At 34.4% G+C, this 20558-nt stretch carries 21 protein-coding genes; 16 read left to right on the top strand and 5 right to left on the bottom strand.

The window, feature by feature from the left end:
- Positions 1-24 precede the first annotated feature (24 nt).
- From E0F91_RS00895 to ftsY, 9 genes are all read left to right on the top strand, one after another.
- A complete protein-coding gene (locus tag E0F91_RS00895) occupies positions 25-1326 on the top strand; it encodes a dihydrolipoamide acetyltransferase family protein (protein ID WP_132064496.1) in 1302 nt (433 codons plus the stop codon).
- A 147-nt stretch (positions 1327-1473) separates the two neighbouring features.
- Positions 1474-2250 (top strand): 3'-5' exonuclease, encoded by a 777-nt coding sequence (locus E0F91_RS00890; RefSeq protein ID WP_132064495.1) that lies wholly within the window; start codon positions 1474-1476, stop codon positions 2248-2250.
- A 34-nt stretch (positions 2251-2284) separates the two neighbouring features.
- On the top strand, positions 2285-2896 hold the full coding sequence (locus tag E0F91_RS00885; RefSeq protein WP_132064494.1) for a fumarylacetoacetate hydrolase family protein: 612 nt from the start codon (positions 2285-2287) through the stop codon (positions 2894-2896).
- A complete protein-coding gene (locus E0F91_RS00880) occupies positions 2896-3240 on the top strand; it encodes an Hpt domain-containing protein (RefSeq protein WP_132064493.1) in 345 nt (114 codons plus the stop codon). Before E0F91_RS00885 ends, E0F91_RS00880 begins: the two co-directional genes overlap by 1 nt.
- Before the next feature lie 227 nt (positions 3241-3467).
- Entirely contained in the window at positions 3468-4721 is a 1254-nt protein-coding gene (locus E0F91_RS00875) for a CinA family nicotinamide mononucleotide deamidase-related protein (RefSeq protein WP_132064492.1), read from the top strand.
- A 72-nt stretch (positions 4722-4793) separates the two neighbouring features.
- Entirely contained in the window at positions 4794-5030 is a 237-nt protein-coding gene (gene rpmB / locus E0F91_RS00870; RefSeq protein ID WP_073355163.1) for a 50S ribosomal protein L28, read from the top strand.
- A gap of 27 nt (positions 5031-5057) precedes the next feature.
- Complete coding sequence (rpmG, locus tag E0F91_RS00865; protein ID WP_017495179.1) at positions 5058-5240, top strand: 50S ribosomal protein L33; 183 nt, start codon at positions 5058-5060, stop codon at positions 5238-5240.
- Between the two features lie 9 nt (positions 5241-5249).
- Entirely contained in the window at positions 5250-5402 is a 153-nt protein-coding gene (locus tag E0F91_RS00860) for a DUF4295 domain-containing protein (RefSeq protein WP_072675716.1), read from the top strand.
- Positions 5403-5530: 128 nt separating this feature from the next.
- The gene (ftsY, locus tag E0F91_RS00855) at positions 5531-6511 is read left to right on the top strand and encodes a signal recognition particle-docking protein FtsY (protein WP_132064491.1); all 981 of its coding nucleotides are present in this window, start codon (positions 5531-5533) and stop codon (positions 6509-6511) included.
- A 187-nt stretch (positions 6512-6698) separates the two neighbouring features.
- Here ftsY and E0F91_RS00850 read toward each other — a convergent pair whose 3' ends face one another.
- Entirely contained in the window at positions 6699-7775 is a 1077-nt protein-coding gene (locus E0F91_RS00850) for a serine hydrolase domain-containing protein (protein ID WP_132064490.1), read from the bottom strand.
- Positions 7776-8014: 239 nt separating this feature from the next.
- On the opposite strand from E0F91_RS00850, the gene E0F91_RS00845 reads away from it, so the two are divergent.
- Positions 8015-8455 carry a hypothetical protein gene (locus E0F91_RS00845; protein ID WP_132064489.1) on the top strand — a complete coding sequence of 147 codons (441 nt, stop codon included), beginning with the start codon at positions 8015-8017 and terminating at the stop codon, positions 8453-8455.
- The gene (locus E0F91_RS00840; RefSeq protein ID WP_073355171.1) at positions 8436-8732 is read left to right on the top strand and encodes a DciA family protein; all 297 of its coding nucleotides are present in this window, start codon (positions 8436-8438) and stop codon (positions 8730-8732) included. The genes E0F91_RS00845 and E0F91_RS00840 overlap by 20 nt, the downstream gene beginning before the upstream one ends.
- Before the next feature lie 128 nt (positions 8733-8860).
- Here E0F91_RS00840 and E0F91_RS00835 read toward each other — a convergent pair whose 3' ends face one another.
- The gene (locus E0F91_RS00835) at positions 8861-9280 is read right to left on the bottom strand and encodes a nucleoside-diphosphate kinase (protein ID WP_039109514.1); all 420 of its coding nucleotides are present in this window, start codon (positions 9278-9280) and stop codon (positions 8861-8863) included.
- An 86-nt stretch (positions 9281-9366) separates the two neighbouring features.
- Positions 9367-10956 carry a bacillithiol biosynthesis cysteine-adding enzyme BshC gene (bshC, locus tag E0F91_RS00830; RefSeq protein WP_132064488.1) on the bottom strand — a complete coding sequence of 530 codons (1590 nt, stop codon included), beginning with the start codon at positions 10954-10956 and terminating at the stop codon, positions 9367-9369.
- 104 nt (positions 10957-11060) lie between these two features.
- On the opposite strand from bshC, the gene E0F91_RS00825 reads away from it, so the two are divergent.
- A complete protein-coding gene (locus E0F91_RS00825; protein ID WP_132064487.1) occupies positions 11061-12344 on the top strand; it encodes an MFS transporter in 1284 nt (427 codons plus the stop codon).
- 63 nt (positions 12345-12407) lie between these two features.
- Here E0F91_RS00825 and E0F91_RS00820 read toward each other — a convergent pair whose 3' ends face one another.
- On the bottom strand, positions 12408-15044 hold the full coding sequence (locus E0F91_RS00820; RefSeq protein ID WP_132064486.1) for a DEAD/DEAH box helicase: 2637 nt from the start codon (positions 15042-15044) through the stop codon (positions 12408-12410).
- 82 nt (positions 15045-15126) lie between these two features.
- Here E0F91_RS00820 and E0F91_RS00815 point away from each other — a divergent pair, with 82 nt between their 5' ends.
- On the top strand, positions 15127-15504 hold the full coding sequence (locus E0F91_RS00815) for a GxxExxY protein (protein ID WP_132064485.1): 378 nt from the start codon (positions 15127-15129) through the stop codon (positions 15502-15504).
- Positions 15505-15599: 95 nt separating this feature from the next.
- Here E0F91_RS00815 and E0F91_RS00810 read toward each other — a convergent pair whose 3' ends face one another.
- Positions 15600-17234, bottom strand: a complete 1635-nt coding sequence (locus tag E0F91_RS00810; protein WP_132064484.1) for a site-specific DNA-methyltransferase — start codon at positions 17232-17234, stop codon at positions 15600-15602.
- Positions 17235-17386: 152 nt separating this feature from the next.
- Between E0F91_RS00810 and E0F91_RS00805 the strand changes: the two genes are divergently transcribed.
- From E0F91_RS00805 to E0F91_RS00795, 3 genes are all read left to right on the top strand, one after another.
- On the top strand, positions 17387-17581 hold the full coding sequence (locus E0F91_RS00805; protein ID WP_132064483.1) for a hypothetical protein: 195 nt from the start codon (positions 17387-17389) through the stop codon (positions 17579-17581).
- A 113-nt stretch (positions 17582-17694) separates the two neighbouring features.
- A complete protein-coding gene (locus E0F91_RS00800) occupies positions 17695-19923 on the top strand; it encodes a B12-binding domain-containing radical SAM protein (protein WP_132064482.1) in 2229 nt (742 codons plus the stop codon).
- A gap of 99 nt (positions 19924-20022) precedes the next feature.
- Complete coding sequence (locus E0F91_RS00795; RefSeq protein ID WP_132064481.1) at positions 20023-20508, top strand: acyl-CoA carboxylase biotin carboxyl carrier protein subunit; 486 nt, start codon at positions 20023-20025, stop codon at positions 20506-20508.
- Positions 20509-20558 lie beyond the last annotated feature (50 nt).

Raw genomic sequence — 20558 nt, 5'->3', positions numbered from 1 at the left:
AAAATTACCTTTTAGGTTAACAATATGGCAAGATTTGAATTAAAACTTCCTAAAATGGGAGAAAGCGTTGCAGAAGCAACCATTACAAATTGGTTGAAACAAGTTGGAGACAAAGTAGAAGCCGATGAAGCAGTACTTGAAATTGCTACTGATAAAGTAGACAGTGAAGTGCCAAGCGAAGTTTCGGGAATCTTAGTCGAACAATTGTTTGGAAAAGATGATCTGGTTCAAGTAGGTCAGACTATTGCGATAATCGAAACCGAAGGCGGTGACTTGGTACCAATCGTTAAAGAAGCGGTACCTGCTGCAGTCGTAGCTGAAGTTGCAAAAACTGTTGATGCTGCTAAAGAAAGTGTTGCCGCTCCAGTTGACTTTTCTGATTCTGAAAAATTCTTGTCGCCTTTAGTGAAAAATATCGCCAAAGAAGAAGGGGTTTCTGTTGCAGAGTTAGAAGCAATTTCAGGAACTGGAAAAGAAGGAAGAGTAACTAAAAATGATATTTTAGATTACGTAAAAAACAGATCGAATCAGCCAGCTGTGATGACTCCGGTTGTGGCAGTTCAAAAAATAGTTTCGGCTCCAGTTGCGCAAAAAGCGGCTCCAGTATCAGTAAGTGGTGGAGACGAAATCATTGAGATGGATAGAATGCGCAAGTTAATTGCGGGTTATATGGTGGCTTCCGTACAAACATCTGCGCACGTACAATCCTTTATTGAAGTGGATGTAACGAACATTGTGAGATGGAGAGAAAAAAATAAAAATGCTTTTGAAAAAAGAGAAGGGGAGAAGTTGACGTATACTCCTATTTTCATGGAAGCAGTTGCAAAAGCACTGAAAGATTTTCCGGGAATGAATATTTCTGTAGATGGTGATTTCATTATCAAAAAGAAAAACATCAACCTTGGAATGGCTGCCTCACTGCCTAACGGAAACTTAATTGTTCCTGTTATTAAAAATGCAGATCAATTGAACCTTGTAGGAATGGCAAAAGCCGTAAACGATTTAGGAGGTCGTGCTAAAGCTGGAAAACTAAAACCAGATGATACGCAAGGGGGTACTTATACAGTAACGAACGTAGGTACTTTTGGAAGTGTTTTTGGTACACCAATTTTAAATCAACCACAAGTGGGAATTTTAGCATTGGGAGCTATTCGTAAAATGCCAGCAGTTATTGAAACTCCGGAAGGTGATTTCATAGGCATTCGCCAAAAAATGTTCTTATCGCACAGTTACGATCATCGTGTTGTAGATGGTGCATTAGGAGGTAGTTTTGTAAAACGCGTAGCTGAATATTTAGAAGCTTTTGACGTCAACAGAGATATTTAAAAATAGATAATAGTATTTTAGACCCGACTTGTTTTTATAAATTGGTCGGGTTTTTTGTTTTTGTCATGTTTTTTAGAACTTTAAAGGTCAAAGGTGAAACAAAATTAATCCCAAATTTCTATATTTGTAATCACACAAAAATTAAAAATGGAACTCAAACTCAATAAACCAATTTGCTTTTTCGATCTTGAAACAACTGGAATAGATATCGGAAAAGATAGAATTGTAGAAATCTCAATATTCAAAGTTTTTCCAAACGGAAATAAAGAAAGTAAAACATGGTTAGTGAATCCAACGATTCCAATTCCCGCGCAAACCACAGCCGTTCATGGAATTACCGACGAAAAAGTGGCTAATGAACCTACTTTTAATGAGTTGGCTGTGCAAGTTTACAATATGATAAAAGACAGTGATTTGGCTGGATTTAATTCGGATCGGTTTGATATTCCGTTGTTGGCGGAAGAATTATTGCGTGCTGGAGTAGATTTTGACATGAAGGGAAAAGTATCAGTAGATGTTCAGACTATTTTTCATAAAATGGAAGAACGAACGTTATCTGCAGCTTTAAAATTTTATTGTGATAAAGGATTGGAAAATGCGCATTCTGCGGAGGCGGATACTATGGCAACCTATGAAATCCTGAAAGCGCAATTGGATCGCTATCCTGAATTGGAAAATGACATGAAACTACTTTCGGAATTTTCGACAAGAAAGAAGATTGCTGATTTTGCAGGAATGATTGCTTTTGATAAAGATAATGAAGAGATTTTTGCTTTTGGAAAGCATAAAGGAATCAAAGTGGATAAAATTCTGGAAACAGAACCTGGTTATTTTAGTTGGATTCAAAATGCTGATTTTCCTTTGTATACTAAAAAAGTATTGACTGCTATCAAACTTCGAAAACTGAATAATAAATTTAGCTAATTTTGAAATCCACCATTATTTAATAAAGCACGAAATGAAAATTATTTGCATAGGTAGAAATTATACCAATCATATCGAAGAATTGCATAACGAAAGACCTACGGAGCCCGTGGTTTTTATGAAGCCGGATTCGGCTGTTTTGTTGAAGCAGCATCCATTTGTGATTCCTGAATTTTCAGAAGAGGTGCATCATGAAATTGAAATTATAGTCAAAATTAGTAAAGTCGGTAAATACATCGAACCTAAGTTTGCTCATAAATATTATGACGAAATTAGTGTCGGAATTGATTTTACCGCTCGCGATTTGCAAGATAAGTTAAAGGCTAAAGGATTGCCTTGGGAGAAAGCCAAAGCATTTGACGGTTCGGCAGTTATAGGTGAATTTTTGCCTAAAAGTCAATTTAGTTCATTAGAAAATATTACTTTTGAATTAACCAATAATAATAAAACCGTGCAAATGAGTAATTCCGGTCTTATGTTGTGGAAAATTGACGAGCTTATTTCTTATGTTTCGCAGTTTTTTACGTTAAAAATTGGTGACATTATCTTTACAGGAACTCCGGAAGGGGTTGCAGCAGTAAAACCCGATGATGTACTAGAAGGATTTTTAGAGGGACAACAACTATTTAGAATACAAGTAAAATAATGGCTATAAATTACAACCTTTCAAAAGTGTACGCACTTTCAGACAACGATCCAGAATTTGTAAACGAAATTCTAACTTTGTTTGTTACTGAAGTTCCAGAAGATTTGCTGCAAATCAAAGAAGGAATAAAAAAGAAAGACCACAAGCATGCTTATGCTTATGCGCACAAGATAAAACCAACGCTCGATTTAATGGGTTTGAACGTGGCTTTTGAAGAGATTCTTCAAATCGAAGCATGGACCAAAGTCGAAGGGAAAAAGAAAGACATCAAAGAAACTTTTAAGAGTGTGAAAAATCAAGTGAACGACGCTATCAAAGAGATCAAAAAAGATTTCGATTTGTAATATTACGTCTTGATTCACTGAAAAAGCATGTTGGGCTACTCGTTGCGATTATTCTAGTCTTGTTTTAATAATTAGATGAGAGAAGATTTTCGCTTTGAATAAATTTAAAAGGGCTCTAATAAAAATAAAATCAGGTAAACTACTTCCTTAAGAAAAAGAGAAATGTGCTAACTATAGTATGTTTCTCTTTTTGATTACAACGGTATAAAATAAATAGCATTAGAAAAATGAAAGCAACCATAGTTACCATTGGTGACGAAATTTTAATAGGCCAAATTGTAGATACTAATTCTGGCTTTATAGCCAAATCGTTAGATAAAATTGGCGTAGAGATCAATGAAATTATTTCGATAAGTGATGATAAAACGCATATTTTAGATACGTTTGCTGGACTTCAAAACAAAGTAGATTTAGTCATTATCACGGGTGGTTTGGGACCTACTAAAGATGATGTCACAAAGAAAACATTTTGTGATTATTTTGAAGATGAATTAATTGTTGATAAAGCTGTAGAAAATCATGTAGTTGAGCTTATTCAACGAGTGCTGAACAGAACAGCATCGCAAATTAATAAAGATCAGGCACTTGTTCCTTCAAAATGTACGGTATTGCACAATAAAGTGGGTACAGCGCCAGGAATGTGGATGAAAAAGGAAAATACCGTTTTTATTTCGCTACCAGGAGTTCCTTATGAAATGAAATATATAGTAGAACATGAAATTATACCAAAAGTAGTTCGGGAATACGAGCGTCCCTATATTATTCATAAAACTATTCTGACTTACGGTCAAGGCGAAAGTTTAGTAGCCGAACGAATTGAGGATTGGGAAAATAATCTTCCGGAATATATTAAATTGGCCTATTTGCCTGCACCTGGAAGAGTTCGTTTGCGACTTTCGGCACGGGGGACTAACAAAGAAAAATTAGAAGCTGCTCTAGCTGAAAATGTAAAGTCGCTGGATCTTTTAATCAATGATATTATCGTGGGTTTTGACGATGATGAGACGATAGAGGTTGTAGTGGGTAAAATGCTGGTAAAACAAAATAAAACGTTATCAACAGCTGAAAGTTGTACTGGAGGTAAAATCGCACAGGTTTTGACCGCTATTGCTGGTGCTTCAAGTTATTTTAAAGGGAGTGTAGTTTCCTACGGAACGGAGGTTAAAATTGATGTTTTAGGCATACCGGAAAGTCTCATAAAGGAATATTCTGTGGTGAGTAAGGAAGTAGTTTCGGCGATGGCTATGAGTGTTAAAAAGATGATGAAAACTGATTATGCAATTGCGACAACGGGAAACGCAGGGCCATCAAAAGGGGACTCTAATGCTGAAATTGGGACTGTTTTTATTGCATTGGCTACGCCAAGCGAAATAATTGTTGAAGAATTTAATTTTGGTCAACCCCGTGAAAAAGTGATAGATAGAGCAGTAATTAAAAGTTTAGAGCTGTTGCAGAAAGAAATTTTGAAAAATGTGCGTTAATAATGTTGGTTAATAGGTTTATTTTTCTTTTCTTTGCACCCTGATTTTGAATAACGATAAAAGATAAGTATAATGTCAAGAGTTTGTGACCTTACAGGTAAAAGAGCGATGGTAGGAAATAACGTTTCTCACGCTATGAACAAAACTAAGAGAAAATTTTCTGTGAACTTAGTTAAAAAGCGTTTTTATCTTCCAGAAGAAGATAGATGGATTACTCTTAGAGTAGCAGCATCTACGATAAAAACAATTAATAAAAATGGAATCGCTGCAGTTTTGAAAAAAGCGAAGGCAGAAGGATTTATTAAATAATCCCTTCCAAAATAAAAAAATAGCAAGATGGCAAAGAAAGGTAATAGAATCCAGGTAATTTTAGAATGTACTGAACACAAAACATCAGGTGTTGCAGGGACTTCAAGATACATAACAACAAAGAACAAAAAAAATACTCCAGACAGATTAGAGATTAAAAAATTTAATCCAATCTTGAAACGTGTAACTGTTCATAAAGAAATTAAATAATTATTAGTCATGGCAAAGAAAACAGTAGCAACCTTACAGACAGCTTCTAAGAGATTATCAAAAGCCATCAAAATGGTGAAATCTCCTAAAACAGGTGCATATACATTCGTAGAATCTATAATGACACCAGAATCAGTTGATGAATTCTTGAAAAAGAAATAATATTCAATGAGCATTATATAGAAAAGCTACTTTCATTCGGAAGTAGCTTTTTTATTTTCTATATTTACCATTAGAAAACGTATTGGTTCTTTGGACTTAAATACTTCATTCTTAATACTATTTATACAATGAGTTTTTTCAAAAGAATATTTTCATCAGAGAAAAAAGACCCGAGCTTTAGCGAAGAGGCAAAGCAAACATTAGATAAAGGTCTTGAAAAATCAAAAACAAATTTCTTTTCGAAGCTAACTAAAGCGGTAGCCGGGAAGTCAAAAGTGGATGATGAAGTTTTAGATAATTTAGAGGAAATCCTTGTTGCCTCGGATGTTGGTGTAAATACCACATTAAAAATAATCACTAGAATCGAAAATCGTGTTGCTTCAGATAAATATCTTGGTGTAGAGGAGCTTAATCAAATTCTTAGAGAAGAGATTGCTGCTTTATTATCAGAGACCAATTCTGGTGAGGGTACTGAATTTGTAATTCCAATTCAGACGAAACCGTATGTTTTAATGGTGGTTGGAGTTAATGGTGTTGGAAAAACAACTACTATTGGGAAGTTAGCGTACCAGTTTAAAAAACAAGGTTATAATGTTGTTTTGGGTGCTGCCGATACTTTTCGGGCTGCTGCCATCGATCAGTTGCAAATATGGGCGGATCGTGTAGGTGTTCCTATTGTACGTCAAGATATGGGAAGTGATCCGGCTTCGGTAGCTTTTGATACCTTACAATCTGCTGTTGCTCAAAATGCGGATATCGTTATTATTGATACGGCAGGTCGATTGCATAATAAGATTAACTTAATGAACGAGTTGACCAAAGTAAAACGAGTAATGCAAAAAGTCGTTGGTGATGCACCACACGATGTGTTATTAGTTTTGGATGGATCAACTGGTCAGAATGCTTTTGAACAAGCGAAACAATTTACAGCAGCTACTGAGGTTACTTGTTTAGCTGTTACAAAATTAGACGGAACTGCCAAAGGTGGGGTTGTTATAGGAATCTCAGATCAATTTAAAATTCCAGTAAAATATATTGGTGTTGGAGAAGGAATTGAGGATCTTCAGGTGTTTAATAAGTATGAGTTTGTAGATAGTTTTTTTAAATAATAATTAGGATGGATTTTTCTTCTTTAAAAAATACACCTCCCATGTATCTTTATTTAGTGAGTGTCATTTCTTTTATATTGGCAAACCTTGTCCGAGATAAAAGTCTTGGTTTTTATTATTTCTTGTTGATAATAGGTTTGGTTTTCTTTGTTTTGGGTTTTATGAGACGTTTGAAAACCAAGTAATTTTATTGATACAAAGCACTTATTTTTTGCCATAAAACGGCATCAAAATCGGATAAAGCAAAAGTTGGATTATCTGGATTTGCAACATCTCCCATTCTGATAACGACCATTTTCTTGCTTGGAACTACATATATTTTTTGATCATTTTTACCCAATCCCATGTACATATCGGCTGGTGCTGTTGGTATTAGGCTTCCATTAAACTGCAGTTGGCTTTGTGGTAAATGATAACTTGATTTTCCATTCAACCACCATAAATAGCCGTATCCTAGATTGATTGTTTGTGAAGTATTTGTAGCTTCCTTTAAAAAGTTTTCATTCACTATCGTGTTACTTTCCCATTTTCCTTTGTTGTAGATTAAAAGTCCAAAACGCGCCATGGAACGTGAATTACTTCCATAAACGGAATTGTTGCCTAATTGAAACCAGGCGCCATCCATTCCTATCTTATCTTTCAATTTGGTATTGAAATAGGTATTCCAAGTTTGTCCGCTGGCTTGTGCGATCACATCTTGTAATTTCACATATACATTATGATACGCCCAACGCGTTCCTGCATCGGCTTTGTATTTTAGACTTGCTGGATCAACATCATCTGTACTGTCATCTAATCCGGAAGTCATGTTGAGTAGGTGTTTGCTTGTAATCAAATTTTCTTTGGCTAAAGGCAAACTCGTCCAACCGGTTCCTATGTATTGTGAAACTTTAGTATTGATGTTGATGAGGTTTTCTTGTTGTGCTATTCCTGTTACAGTTGAGGTTAGTGTTTTTCCGGCGCTTGCCCAATACCAAAAAGCATTGGCATCATGACCGTTAAAATAATTTTCCATTACGATTCTTCCGTTGACAAGAATGATGAAAGATTTAGACTTTTTGAGTTCTAAATAATCTAGTAGCGGTTGCACAGCGGTTTGTTTCCAACCTAAACTTGCAATTGATTTTGTTTCCCAAGTGGTGCCAGTTAAAGGTGGGAAATAAAGGTTTTCAGTTGTTGGTGGAGTAGGAATTGGTTCCGTGGTTTCAGTACTGCAGCTGCTGCACAATAATACAATGAAGAGACTGTAGATTATTTTTGACATCTTGCTACTGATTTAGTTCTAATTCCTTTACCACCAAAAATATAGAAAATAGTTTAAAGTGTTTCTGAAATTTTTGTTTTCTTTGAAGTTAATAAGAGTAACTTTGTATCTAGAATAAACGCGATTAATCACAAATTCCCTAGCCCTGATTGCAGCGTAAATCCTTTTTAGCCGCTTTTTCAGCGGATAAAAAGATTGAAGCGTAAAGCAGGAAACAGCTCCTAAAAAAAATTAGTATTATGAAAAAAACAGTTAGCATTCTATTTTTGGCATTTCTTTTTGTGGCTTGTCAGCAAAAGGTAAAGCCAGAAGATATTTCAAAAATAAATGGATATTGGGAAGTGGAGAAGGTAGTTTTTGATTCCATAAAGGACAAAGAATACGGGATGAATGAGGTGTATGATTATTTCGAAATAAAGAATAATATAGGGATTCGGAAGAAAGTGATGCCGCAATTAGACGGTACGTTTGTGGTGAACGATACGTATGAAAACGTAACCGTTCGATTTGCGGATGACAAAGTATTCTTAGACTATTCTACGCCTTATATGAAGTGGAGTGAGGAATTAATTGCTGTTTCAGCGGAAGAATTAGTGCTGTTGAACAAGGAAAAAGTTGAATATCATTACAAAAAAGCAACATCAATAAATTTACTGGGCGATGGCAAAACGACTAAATAATCAAAGTACTATAGGGGATGTTTTGAAACAAATTATCCAGGTGAATAAACTGCAACCCGGAATGGACCAAATTGACGTGAAAGATGCTTGGAAAAACTTGATGGGTAATGGTGTGAACAGTTATACGAACAATGTGGTTTTGAAAGGGAGTACGTTGTATGTTGAGTTGACTTCGTCTGTTTTGCGGGAAGAATTAAGTCATGGGAAATCTAAAATTGTGGCGATGATTAATGAGGAACTACGACGTGACGTGGTGAAGGATGTGGTTTTGAGATAATGAATTTAGATTACTGATTAACGATTTTTGATTTCAGATTACACTAAATATAAAAATTCCCGTTTCTATTGGAAACGGGAATTTTCTATTAAATCTGAAATATCAGATCAGCAATCTGAAATCTGAAATTAAAATTGCTCTCTTCCAGCAAAATGAAAAGCACCTTCGATAGCTGCATTTTCATCGCTATCAGAACCGTGAACTGCATTTTCACCAATAGAAGTTGCGTATGCTTTACGGATAGTTCCTTCAGCAGCTTCAGCAGGATTTGTAGCACCAATTAAAGTTCTGAAATCTTCAACTGCATTGTCTTTTTCTAAAATAGCAGCAACAATTGGTCCTCTTGACATGAATTCAACTAATTCACCATAGAAAGGTCTTGCAGCGTGTACTTCGTAAAAAGCTTGAGCATCAGCAACAGTTAATTGTGTTAATTTCAAAGAAACGATTTTGAAACCTGCAGTAGTAATCATTGCAAGTATGTTTCCGATGTGTCCGTTAGCAACAGCATCAGGCTTAATCATTGTAAATGTTCTATTTGTAGCCATCTTTTTATTTTTTAAATTTTGTGCAAAAATAGTATTTTTTTATTGATTATTTTTACAAATTCGGCATTCAAATAACGGTTATCTGATTAAAGTACAATAATATCAAATTGATTGTCCAATGGTTTGAGTTGTTGAACCAAGGCCGGAATGAGATTTTCGCCGAATTCCAAATAAAATTCCGAAAAGTTAGTTTGGCGTTCTTGTAAACTTTGGTTAGGGAACAGCTCGCTTTGTAAGTTGGTAATGCGTTCTAACACGTCATTTAATTTTCTTTTTTGAGCTTTTAGCAAACGTTTTTCTAAATTGTCTAAACCTTTGATTTGTTTTTTTTCTTGCGCTTTTACAGCTCCAAGGAAAGATTCGTCCGTTTTGTTCGCTATATCATAAAGAATACTGAATTGTTTTTGCAATTGTGTTTTCAAATCGGCTAAATCGATTGGGAAATCTGATAATTCTTTGGTTTTAGTAGTTACTAAATGGGCCTGTTTCGAAAATAAATTTCCCCAATTCAATTCTAATTTGTCTACTTTTTTAGCTTGCTTTTCAGTTGCCAATAGGACAGAGTTTCTCAATAAAAGTATTGGGAATGTTACTTTTGCAGCAGCAAAAAAGGATTTTAATTCCAACCAATAGGCAATTTCTCCGCCTCCGCCGATATAGCATAAATTAGGAAGAATCACTTCCTGATACAATGGACGCATAATGACGTTAGGACTGAATTTTTCTGGATGATTTTCTAATAATGCTAGAATTTCTGTTTCAGAAAACTCAATTTTTGTATGATTTACTTTGTATTTCTCTTCTTCAAAAAGAATACGCTCACGAACAGTATCCTCGATGTAAAACAAATTTATGTCACGGGGATTAACTTGAATCGTATATTCTTTTAATTTTTCGGCAGTTTCTAAAACTAATTTGTGGGAGGATTGGTGTAGTAATTCTTCTTTTACAAATGGAATGAAATGGCGTTTTAAATCGGCATTATCAGCATCCAAAATGACTAATCCATACGCGCCAAAAAGTGCATTTGCCAAAAAACGTGTTGCATCGGCTAGGTTGTTGTGCACAAGATAAGAATCTTCAAACAATTTTTTTAACGTTTCGGCATTTGTACTGGAACCCAACTCCAGTTTATAAACTTCTAGGAAATCAGCTAAACCATCAGTAGACAATCTTCCAACGGGACCTGTGCTTTCTTTATTCCAACGGAATTTCTTTCCTTTAAAATTGAAATAATTGATTTCTTCAAAATCATGATCTTCGGTTGCCATCCAGTAAATGGGTACGAAGTTATACGTTGGATATTTCGCTTTTAATTTGGTTGTTAAATTAATAGTCGAAATGATTTTGTACAAGAAATAAAGCGGTCCGCTGAATAAGTTTAATTGATGTCCGGTGGTTACGGTGAATGTATTTTGAAGTGCTAAATCCTTAATATTTTGCCCCGTTATTGCGGAAGTTTCAACTTTTAAATATTCTTTTTGTAAAACAGTAACCAGCGTTTCTCGGGAAGCGTTATCAAAGTTATTTTGCTTTTCAAGAATTTGAGCTTCAAAGCTTTCAAGTGTTGGAAATCTGTTATATAAGGATGATAAATTGGTTTTTTGGTCTAAATAATCATTCATCAAAGGAGAAAAATATCCGGAATTCTGATAGCTGATACAGTCGGTTGGCATAATAAAGTTTTATAAGATGCTAATTTACCATTATTTATTGGAATTATTTATTTGTTACTTTCGAAAAATAGTATCATTTTTATTGAAATATTTTTAACAATCTTATGAAAGATAATTCAATGCCTAACGCCAAAAACTCAGTAAAACATGTTCTTTTTGGCAGTTTAATAGGTACCACGATAGAGTTTTTTGATTTTTATATTTATGCGAATGCCGCTGTATTGGTTTTTCCACAATTATTCTTTCCAAGTTCAGATAATACCTTGGCGACTTTACAATCACTAGCTACTTTTTCAATTGCTTTTTTATCGCGTCCGCTTGGTTCCGCGTTTTTTGGACATTATGGAGATAAAATAGGACGTAAATTCACTTTGGTTGCGGCTTTATTGACTATGGGTATTTCGACTGTAGCTATTGGTTTTTTGCCTAGTTATGCTAGTATTGGAGTTGCGGCTCCTTTGTTATTGATGTTGTGTCGATTTGGGCAAGGTGTTGGTTTAGGAGGCGAGTGGGGAGGAGCTGTACTTTTAGCTATTGAAAATGCACCACCAAATAAAAGAGCTTGGTACGGCATGTTTCCACAATTAGGAGCGCCTATTGGTTTGTTGCTTTCTGGTGGGACGTTTTTGTTATTGACAGATACTTTGAGCAATGATGATTTTATGAATTATGGCTGGAGAATTCCGTTTATAGCTAGTTCGCTTTTGGTGGTAGTTGGTTTTTATATCCGAACTAAAATTACCGAAACTCCATCTTTTGAAAACTCAAAAAAAGAACAAGAAGAGGTGAAGATTCCCTTTATAACACTGATTAAATTGTATAAAAACCAATTGATTTTTGGGACTTTAGCGGCAGTGACTACCTTTTTAGTTTTTTATTTAATGACTGTATTTACATTGAGTTGGGCTACTTCCGACTTAGGTTTTGCAAAAAGAGATTTCTTATTGATTCAGTTGTTTTCGGTTTTATTTTTTGCAGCGTTTATTCCCATTTCGGCGGTTGTTGCCGATAAAATTGGGCGACGTAAAATGCTGATTATTGCCACAACTGCTATTGCGGTGTTTGGTTTTGCATTTTCTTATTTTTTGAACTCAGGAAGTTCGGTCATGATTACTGTATTTTTATGCACAGGAATGGCTTTGATGGGATTTACGTATGGTCCGTTGGGTACTTTTTTGTCTGAATTATTTCCCACTGCTGTTCGGTATTCAGGAGCTTCTTTGACCTTTAACTTAGCTGGAATTTTGGGAGCTGCTTTTGCACCTATGATTGCGATTTGGTTAGCAAGCACTTATAGTTTGACTTATGTTGGATTTTATCTGACCATAGCGGCTTGTATTTCGTTGTTTGCACTACTGGTGATTAGTAAAGAGGAGCATAAATTTTAAAATATAAAAGATTTTAAAATAGAAAGGTCGACTGAAATTTTTCAGTTGACCTTTTTTTTATTTTTATATTTGCTTAATTCGAGTTATTCCCTCTTCTAAATTAAAAGCACCATCAATTGCATTTCTATCAAAAATCATAAAGTATTTGAATTTTGTAGAACCAGCACATTTTTCCCAAGCTTTTCCAAGTCTAAGTTTTGAAGCACTATCCGAGTTATCACGGTCAGATCCTTTAGTTTCTACAACAATAACTTTATTGGTTTTAGTTACCAAAATAAAATCGGGGTAATGATTGGATTTGAATCCATTTAATGAAAAACCTTTTCCTCTACCTAAATTTCGATGCCAAAAAGCAATATTGGGAGCATTAGAAATTTCCATAATAAATTGTTGTTCCAACCCGTTCATATCGCCTTCATGCGTGTACAATGAATTCCCGATATCATTTCCTATTTTGGAGGGAATGATTGCTGTTTCAAATTTCCAGTTAGCTTGAGTTGTAATTTTATCAATATCAATCCATTCCAAAAATATTTTTTCAGCCTCGATATCTGCTAGTTGATTGATTTTGTCTTTTATTAATTTGGTATACGAATACTTGTATTGTAAAAAATCAAGCAGTTCATTTCCTGACAAATTTTCCAAAATACGATTCACATATTTTTTAATTTCATTATCCGAAATCGGGGGCATTTTATCAATTTCTTTTACAATTTGATACGCAATATCTTTAATTTGGCTTTCTTTTGGTTTGGCAACGATATAGGCTGTAATTTGTTCTTGAACGTTGTTTTCAATTTTTACCGATACCATTTTATAGCCATCATTGGTGGTTTTTTCGGTGTCAATTTTATACAAATCAGCAGAAACTTTATTGAAATTGATTTCGATGCTTTTATCCGAAAGTTTAAATGATTTGAGCAAATTTACTCTATCTAATAACTGTGTATCGCCTTGGCCTAAATCAAAAATATCACTTCGAGGCACTTCAATTACAAATCTGGGTAATTCAATTTGTTGGGCTTGCTCGGCAACACTTTCACGCATTTTATATTGTTTCACTTTCATACCAACTTCCGTATAAATTTGATTGGTTATATTGACATTTTCGACATTGGCAATTTGCTTCTGAAATTGTTCGTTTTGTGCAATAGCCATTTCTTCGATTTCAAAAACGGTTGAATTAGTAGTTGTAAAACTTTCATCGGGTTTGTATGATATTTTTGTAACATCAAAGCTATTTTCAACTTCGGCAGGTGTTTCAACTTGTTCAGGGAAAAAGAAATTATCTAACGATTCTTGTTTCGTTTCTTCTTTTACAAATTCGGGCATTATATCTTTTTCTCGATAATCTTTTTCGCTAAATCCCGATTGTTGCAAGCCTTTAATTATGTTTTGCAAAGTGTTCTGAAATTTTACTGAAGCAGTTATCACATAAGACAAATTGAGCATCGTTCCGCTGTGTTTCATTACATAAGGTTGTCGCAAAACTCGACCTAAAATTTGAGTCACATCAACTTCTGATGATTTGTCAGCCAGCGATGCTAAAATATAAGCAAATGGACAATCCCAGCCTTCTTTCAAGGCATTGATAGTTATAATGTAACGAACTGAGCAGTCTTTACTCATCAAATCGATATTTTTCAACTCATCTTTATTGGCAGTTTTAATTTTGATTTGCTCGTCTGGAATTCCAATTTTAATTAATTGTTCTTTTAATTTGTCAAACGTTGTATTGTCTTCTTTTCCTTTGGGTTGCGCTTGAAATAAAACAATTGGGCGAATATATTTTCCGCCGTTAGCTTCTAGAATTTTAGCTTCGATTTCTAGTTTATTTTGCAAATGCAACGCACTTTCTATAACGCCTTCAATGTTTTGATGGTTGTAAACAATCACGGGCAGTTTTACCATATGCTCTTTTTTGAGCTCAATTGCCGAAACTAAACTTACAATATTGGCATTTTGTTTTGGTGTTGCCGTTAAATCAAGAATAAAACTTGGGTTGAGATTATTCAACATTTCTACACTCAAATCACTTTCGGCATTGTGGCTTTCATCGACTACCAAAATCGGGTTTAAACTTCTAATGACATTGATTAACGCTTCGCGTTCTGTTCCCTCTAAAATATCAATTTCATTAATTTGAAAATTAGCCAAATTAGAATTTTGCTCGTTTATTTTTCTATCGTCTTTGTTTTTGGCTCTTATGGAAGCAAAATTCATTACCATAATACTCAATTGTTCTTTTACAGTCGAGGCATTAAAATTGGCTCCTTGCAACAGTTCTCGTTTTTCATACACTTGAATTCTATTATTGAATAGCGAATTTAGTTTTTGACAATACGGATGTTCAGGATTAGAAAGATTTTTCACAGTTTGATCCAGCAAATTACTCCACGGTACCAACCAAACCACAGCTTTAGTTTTGGTATCTGGCATAGCATCAAAAATGGTTTTCAAAGCATTGCAAGCAATAAAGGTTTTGCCACCAGCTGTTGGGACTTTTATACTCAAATGTACTGCATTAGGAACAGTATTTTGATAGGGACGCATTCCCTCGCCTGACAACGGATTGTATTGTCCAATTTTGTCTTGCCAATAGGTGTTAAAAGCAACATCGGCTTGCTTATGATTTTGCAAATAGTCAAAATAGTTTTGTAAATCGTCTATTACTTGCTTTTGATAGGTTTTTAGTTCCATATTTTTGCTTATTGTGAAAAATTAAATTTTTAATCAGTTTTTTTTTATATTTACTCTAATTTGAATTACGTAAATTAATATTATGATTGAAAACGATATTTCATTTAAAATACGAGGTGCTATTTTTAGAGTGTATAATGTTTTAGGACCTGGGCTATTAGAGAGCGTGTATGAAATTGCTTTAGCACATGTATTAACCGAAATGGGTTTAGATGTAAAACGCCAAGTTGAGCTTCCTGTAATTTTTGAGGGAATCAAATTAGATAGCGCATTCAGAATCGATTTGCTAGTGAACGATTTGGTTATCATTGAACTAAAGTCTGTTGAAGATTTGAGGTCTGTACACCATAAACAGCTAATAACATATTTAAAACTTTCAGGACTAAAACTGGGCATACTTGTTAATTTTAATACTAATGTTATTTTAGAATCAATTTTTAGAAAAGTAAATGGGTTATGATTTTATCTCCCGCTGATTTCGCAAATTTTGCAGATTGAGAACTTAATAAAATAATCTGCTAAATCTATATGATCTGCGGGAAACCATCATATTACCTAAAACCTCGTTATATCTCTTGGGATTTTCTTGAACTCAATATTTTTTTCTCTTAAAAACACTTCGGGTAGCAAGCACATATCTGCATATACTATGTAACGTTCGGCTTTTTCCTTGATATGTTCCGCTAACGAATCATAATCTAATGTTGTAATAACTTCTTTGTCGTAGATAAAATAGTAGCTTGTGTCGTTGTGAGTTCCTAAAAATGGTTTAGTACTTGACAACTCATTAATTGAGGTTCTAGTTTCGGTAAACCAAACGTATTCTCTAATTTTTTCTACACCAACTATTTCGTTAAGATTGTTGTTTTCGTCAAAAAGTGGTTCGCCTAAAGTATAATAATCAAAATTGCCTCCTGTTCCATTTACATCGGCATAACCGTTTATGACCCGTTTGACTCTTTCGGCTGTAATGGTTTCGGCATAATCTTCCATTTCTATTAAAATGAATTTTCTGTTACCATTGTCTTGTTGGTTTAAGTTTAAAACGGCGTGGGCTGTTGTGCCTGAACCTGCAAAACTGTCGAGGACTATGGAGTTTGGATTTGTTGCTTGTTGTAAACAATACTTTATTAAATCAATTGATTTTGGAGTTTCAAAAATTTTTTCTTTAAACATTTTTTTTAATTGTAATGTGCCTGCCTCGCTAGAAAATTCTGAACCGTGCCAAAATGATTTAGGTTTTACTCTTTTATTGATACCATCTTTTTCTAAATAGTCTTTTTGGAAAACATCATATTCATTTCTTTTTTTGACAATTCTTATCTCTACTTCAGCTAGTCTTTTGATAAAAGTTTCTTTACCCCATCTCCAATTTCCGTTTTCACCATTTGATAATTTTGGAAGTATTTCAAATGTTCCATTTTTCTTATCAAGAAAAATTTCCTTAGTAATCTCGTCAAAATATATGGGGTAAAATAAATTAGGTCTATCTATCTCTCTTGAATTACTACCTCTTTTTCGTAATCCTAGTAATCTATAATTTCCTAAATTATCCTTTTCTTTATATTCTGAGGAATACTCATTTGGAATCTCTACACCATTTGTGATGAAATTACCATTATGAAAAACTAATAAACTCTCATGGGCTGTTGCGATAAATTTATCATCACTTCTGCCTTTGAAGTTATTAACAACTGCAATGTTTCCAACGAAATTTCCATTTCCAAAAATCTCATCCATCATCAATTTCAAATTGGCTTGTTCATTATCATCAATTGATATAAAAATAGCTCCATCTTTTGCCAATAGTTTGTGCAATAATTTCAATCTAGGATACATCATACACAGCCATTTGTCGTGTCGTGTCAAATCTTCGCTCTCCTTACCTACAACTTTTCCTAACCATTTTTTTATTTGTGGTGAGTTTACATTGTCGTTATAAACCCAACTTTCGTTTCCTGTATTGTAAGGTGGGTCTATATAAATGCAGTTTACTTTGCCTTCATATTTGGGTAATAAGGATTTTAACGCTTCAAGGTTATCTCCGTTAATGATTAGATTTCCGGATGCTATTGGGGTTTCCAATTTTTCGTTTTCAGAAAAGCCATATTCGTGATTGAGCACCTTATAAGGAACATCTTGGTGGTGATTGATGATTTTGTCTTTACCAATCCAATTTAGTGTGGGCATTTGTTATTGATTTTGTCCAAATATAAATATTTTCGGAGTAAACTCCGAATTGTAAAATGAATTAATTTGCAAGGGTTGATTTTATTTGTCGAGTGCAAAGTGAACTAGATCAAATAAAGGAAACCCTAACCGAAAGAATTCGAATTCTCTTTATGGAAAAACATAATGGGAATAAGCTTCAATTTGCAAAAAAAGTTGGTTGCGACGAAAAGGCTTTGCGTCTTATCTTTGATAAAAACCAAGGAATGACAATGAATTTATTCTTTAAAATTGCTCACGCTCTTGAAGTAGAACCATCAGAACTGATCAAAGATTTAAAAATTAATTTTTTAGAAAAAAATAAATAGCAATTGGATTTTCTATATCGGTTGAATAAATCGTGTAAATACTTTTTTTACTATTCTGACAAAATCTCTTAAACTCAAATTTTTAGTTTTATTTTTGCACAAAATAATTCCACTTGAAAACCAAACTTTTCCTCATCACGCCGCCTTTTACCCAACTGAACACACCGTATCCGGCAACCGCTTATATCAAAGGCTTTTTGAATACAAAAGGAATTGAATCTGTGCAGGCTGATTTAGGGATTGAAGTGATTTTGAAATTGTTTTCGAAAGAAGGACTTTTAAATTTGTTTCAGGTTTCAAGTTTTAGGTTTCAAGTTCCAAGCGAAACTATCTCAGATAACTCAAAACGTATTTACGCTTTACAAGATGAGTATCTAAAAACCATCAATCCCGTAATTGCATTTTTACAAGGAAAAAATCCAACATTAGCACTCCAAATTTGTCAAGAAGATTTCTTGCCAGAAGCGTCTCGATTTGCACAATTGGAAGAATTGGATTGGGCTTTTGGAACGATGGGAACTCAGGATAAAGCAAAACATTTAGCGACTTTGTACCTTGAAGATATCTCGGATTTTATTGTAGAATGTGTCGATTCCAATTTTGGATTCAGCCGCTATGCAGAACGTTTGGGTCGAAGCGCTAATTCTTTTGACGAATTGTACGAAGCTTTACAGCAAGAACCAACTTATATTGATGAGATTCTTCTTTCGATTCTAAAAGAAAAAATAGAGAATATTCAACCTACATTATTTTTGATTTCTGTTCCATTTCCGGGAAATCTATATGCTGCTTTTCGCTCTGCTCAATGGGTCAAAAAGCATTATCCAAATATTAAAATTTCAATGGGTGGTGGTTTCCCAAATACAGAACTGCGTTCGCTTTCAGATGTGCGTGTTTTTGAATTTTTTGATTTTATTACTTTGGATGATGGAGAAACACCAATTGAAGAATTAATAAATGCTGTCACTTCAAGCGCGTCATCCCGAGCGGAGTCGAGGGACGAGATGCCTTTGAAACGAACCTTTCTGTTGGAAGATGGAAAAGTGGTTTACAAAAACAATTCAACAAAACCAGATTACAAACAATCTCAAGTGGGCACGCCTGATTATTCAGATTTGCTTTTGGATAAATACATTTCGGTTATCGAAATTGTGAATCCAATGCACCGGATGTGGAGTGATGGTCGCTGGAATAAACTCACCATGGCACACGGTTGTTATTGGGGGAAATGTACGTTTTGCGACATTTCTCTGGATTATATCAAAATCTATGAACCCGTTGCAGCCAATTTATTGTGCGACAGAATGGAGGAAATGATTGCTCAAACGGGCGAGAACGGATTTCATTTTGTTGATGAGGCTGCACCTCCGGCTTTAATGCGTGCTTTGGCTCTCGAAATCCTTCGTAGGAAATTAGCAGTCACGTGGTGGACCAACATTCGATTTGAAAAAAGTTTTACCAAAGATTTGTGTTTGCTTTTAAAAGCTTCCGGTTGTATTGCCGTTTCTGGTGGTCTCGAAGTCGCTTCGGATCGATTATTAAAACTAATAGACAAAGGTGTAACTGTTGAGCAAGTCGCAAAAGTGACTCGGAATTTCACTGAAGCAGGTGTAATGGTTCATGCGTATTTGATGTACGGATATCCTACGCAAACCATTCAGGAAACGGTGGACAGTCTGGAAATGGTGCGTCAATTGTTTGAAGTTGGCGTATTGCAATCTGGTTTTTGGCATCAATTTGCCATGACAGCACACAGTCCTGTAGGCCTATATCCTGAAAAATTTGGTGTCGTAAAGGAAACAGATATTATTGGGACTTTTGCCAATAACGACATTAATTATGTGGATAAAACAGGAATTGATCACGATAAATTCAGTTTTGGACTGAAGAAATCGTTGTTCAACTTCATGCACGGAATCTGTTTTGATTATGAATTGCAGGATTGGTTTGAATTTAAAATTCCAAAGACTAAAATCTCGCCTGATTTTATTTATGATGCTTTACAAGAAGAGGATGATTTCAACATCAAACCTACAGCCAAAATCGTTTGGTTAGGAGGAAAAACTTTTGTAGAACATTTTACGAAATCTAAAAAAGGGAATTCTTGGGAAATGATGACATTCACTTTTCATGATAAAAAAGAAAGTTTTACCATTCAAACCAATAAAAATGAAGGAGAATGGTTAGTTGAAATGCTCTTGAAGATTTCTGTTTTCAATGCTAAAACGATTAGTTACCAAGAAGTTAAGTCTGATTTTGAATCACAGTTGGAAGACTTTGAATTATTCTGGTTCTCTAAACCAATTAAAACGCTTCGAGAATTTGGACTATTAGTGTTATGATTTTTTCTACGTAACTATATCTATTTAGCATAAAACTTAATTTTAGGTTTACGAAAACGTTTTCTTTTACTTATTTTTACGATTCTAAAATAGAGACAAATGAGTATTGGTTATAAAGTTAATGTAAACGACACTTTTCATTTTGATTTGGAAAAGGAAAGTGTTTCACAACTGGATGCAGTAAGTGTGGAAACGAATAAATTTCATATTTTACACGGAAACACTCCTTATCAAGCGGAAATTATCGCTTCTGATTTTCTTCAAAAAAACTACACTGTTAAGGTAAATAACAACACCTACACCGTTGTCATCTCAAATCCTCTGGATAGTATGATAAAGGATATGGGATTCGAAACAGGACTTACCAAACAAGTCAATTTTATCAAAGCACCTATGCCTGGATTAATTCTAGAAATCAGTGTTGTGGTAGGGCAAACTGTAAAAGAGAATGATAACCTGATTATTTTGGGGGCAATGAAAATGGAAAATAGCTTTCTTTCGCCTCGAGATGGTGTTATCAAATCCATTGCAGTTGCTATGGGAGATGCTGTTGATAAAGGTCAGTTGTTAATTGAATTCGAATAGAGAAAAAAGATAATAGAGTGTAGAAAATAGATAAATAAATAAGAATTTTC

Source organism: Flavobacterium sandaracinum, from assembly GCF_004349135.1.
Taxonomy (GTDB): Bacteria; Bacteroidota; Bacteroidia; order Flavobacteriales; family Flavobacteriaceae; genus Flavobacterium; species Flavobacterium sandaracinum.
The sequence above is the reverse complement of the archived record's forward strand: the minus strand, read 5'-3'. Positions and strand labels throughout refer to the sequence as shown.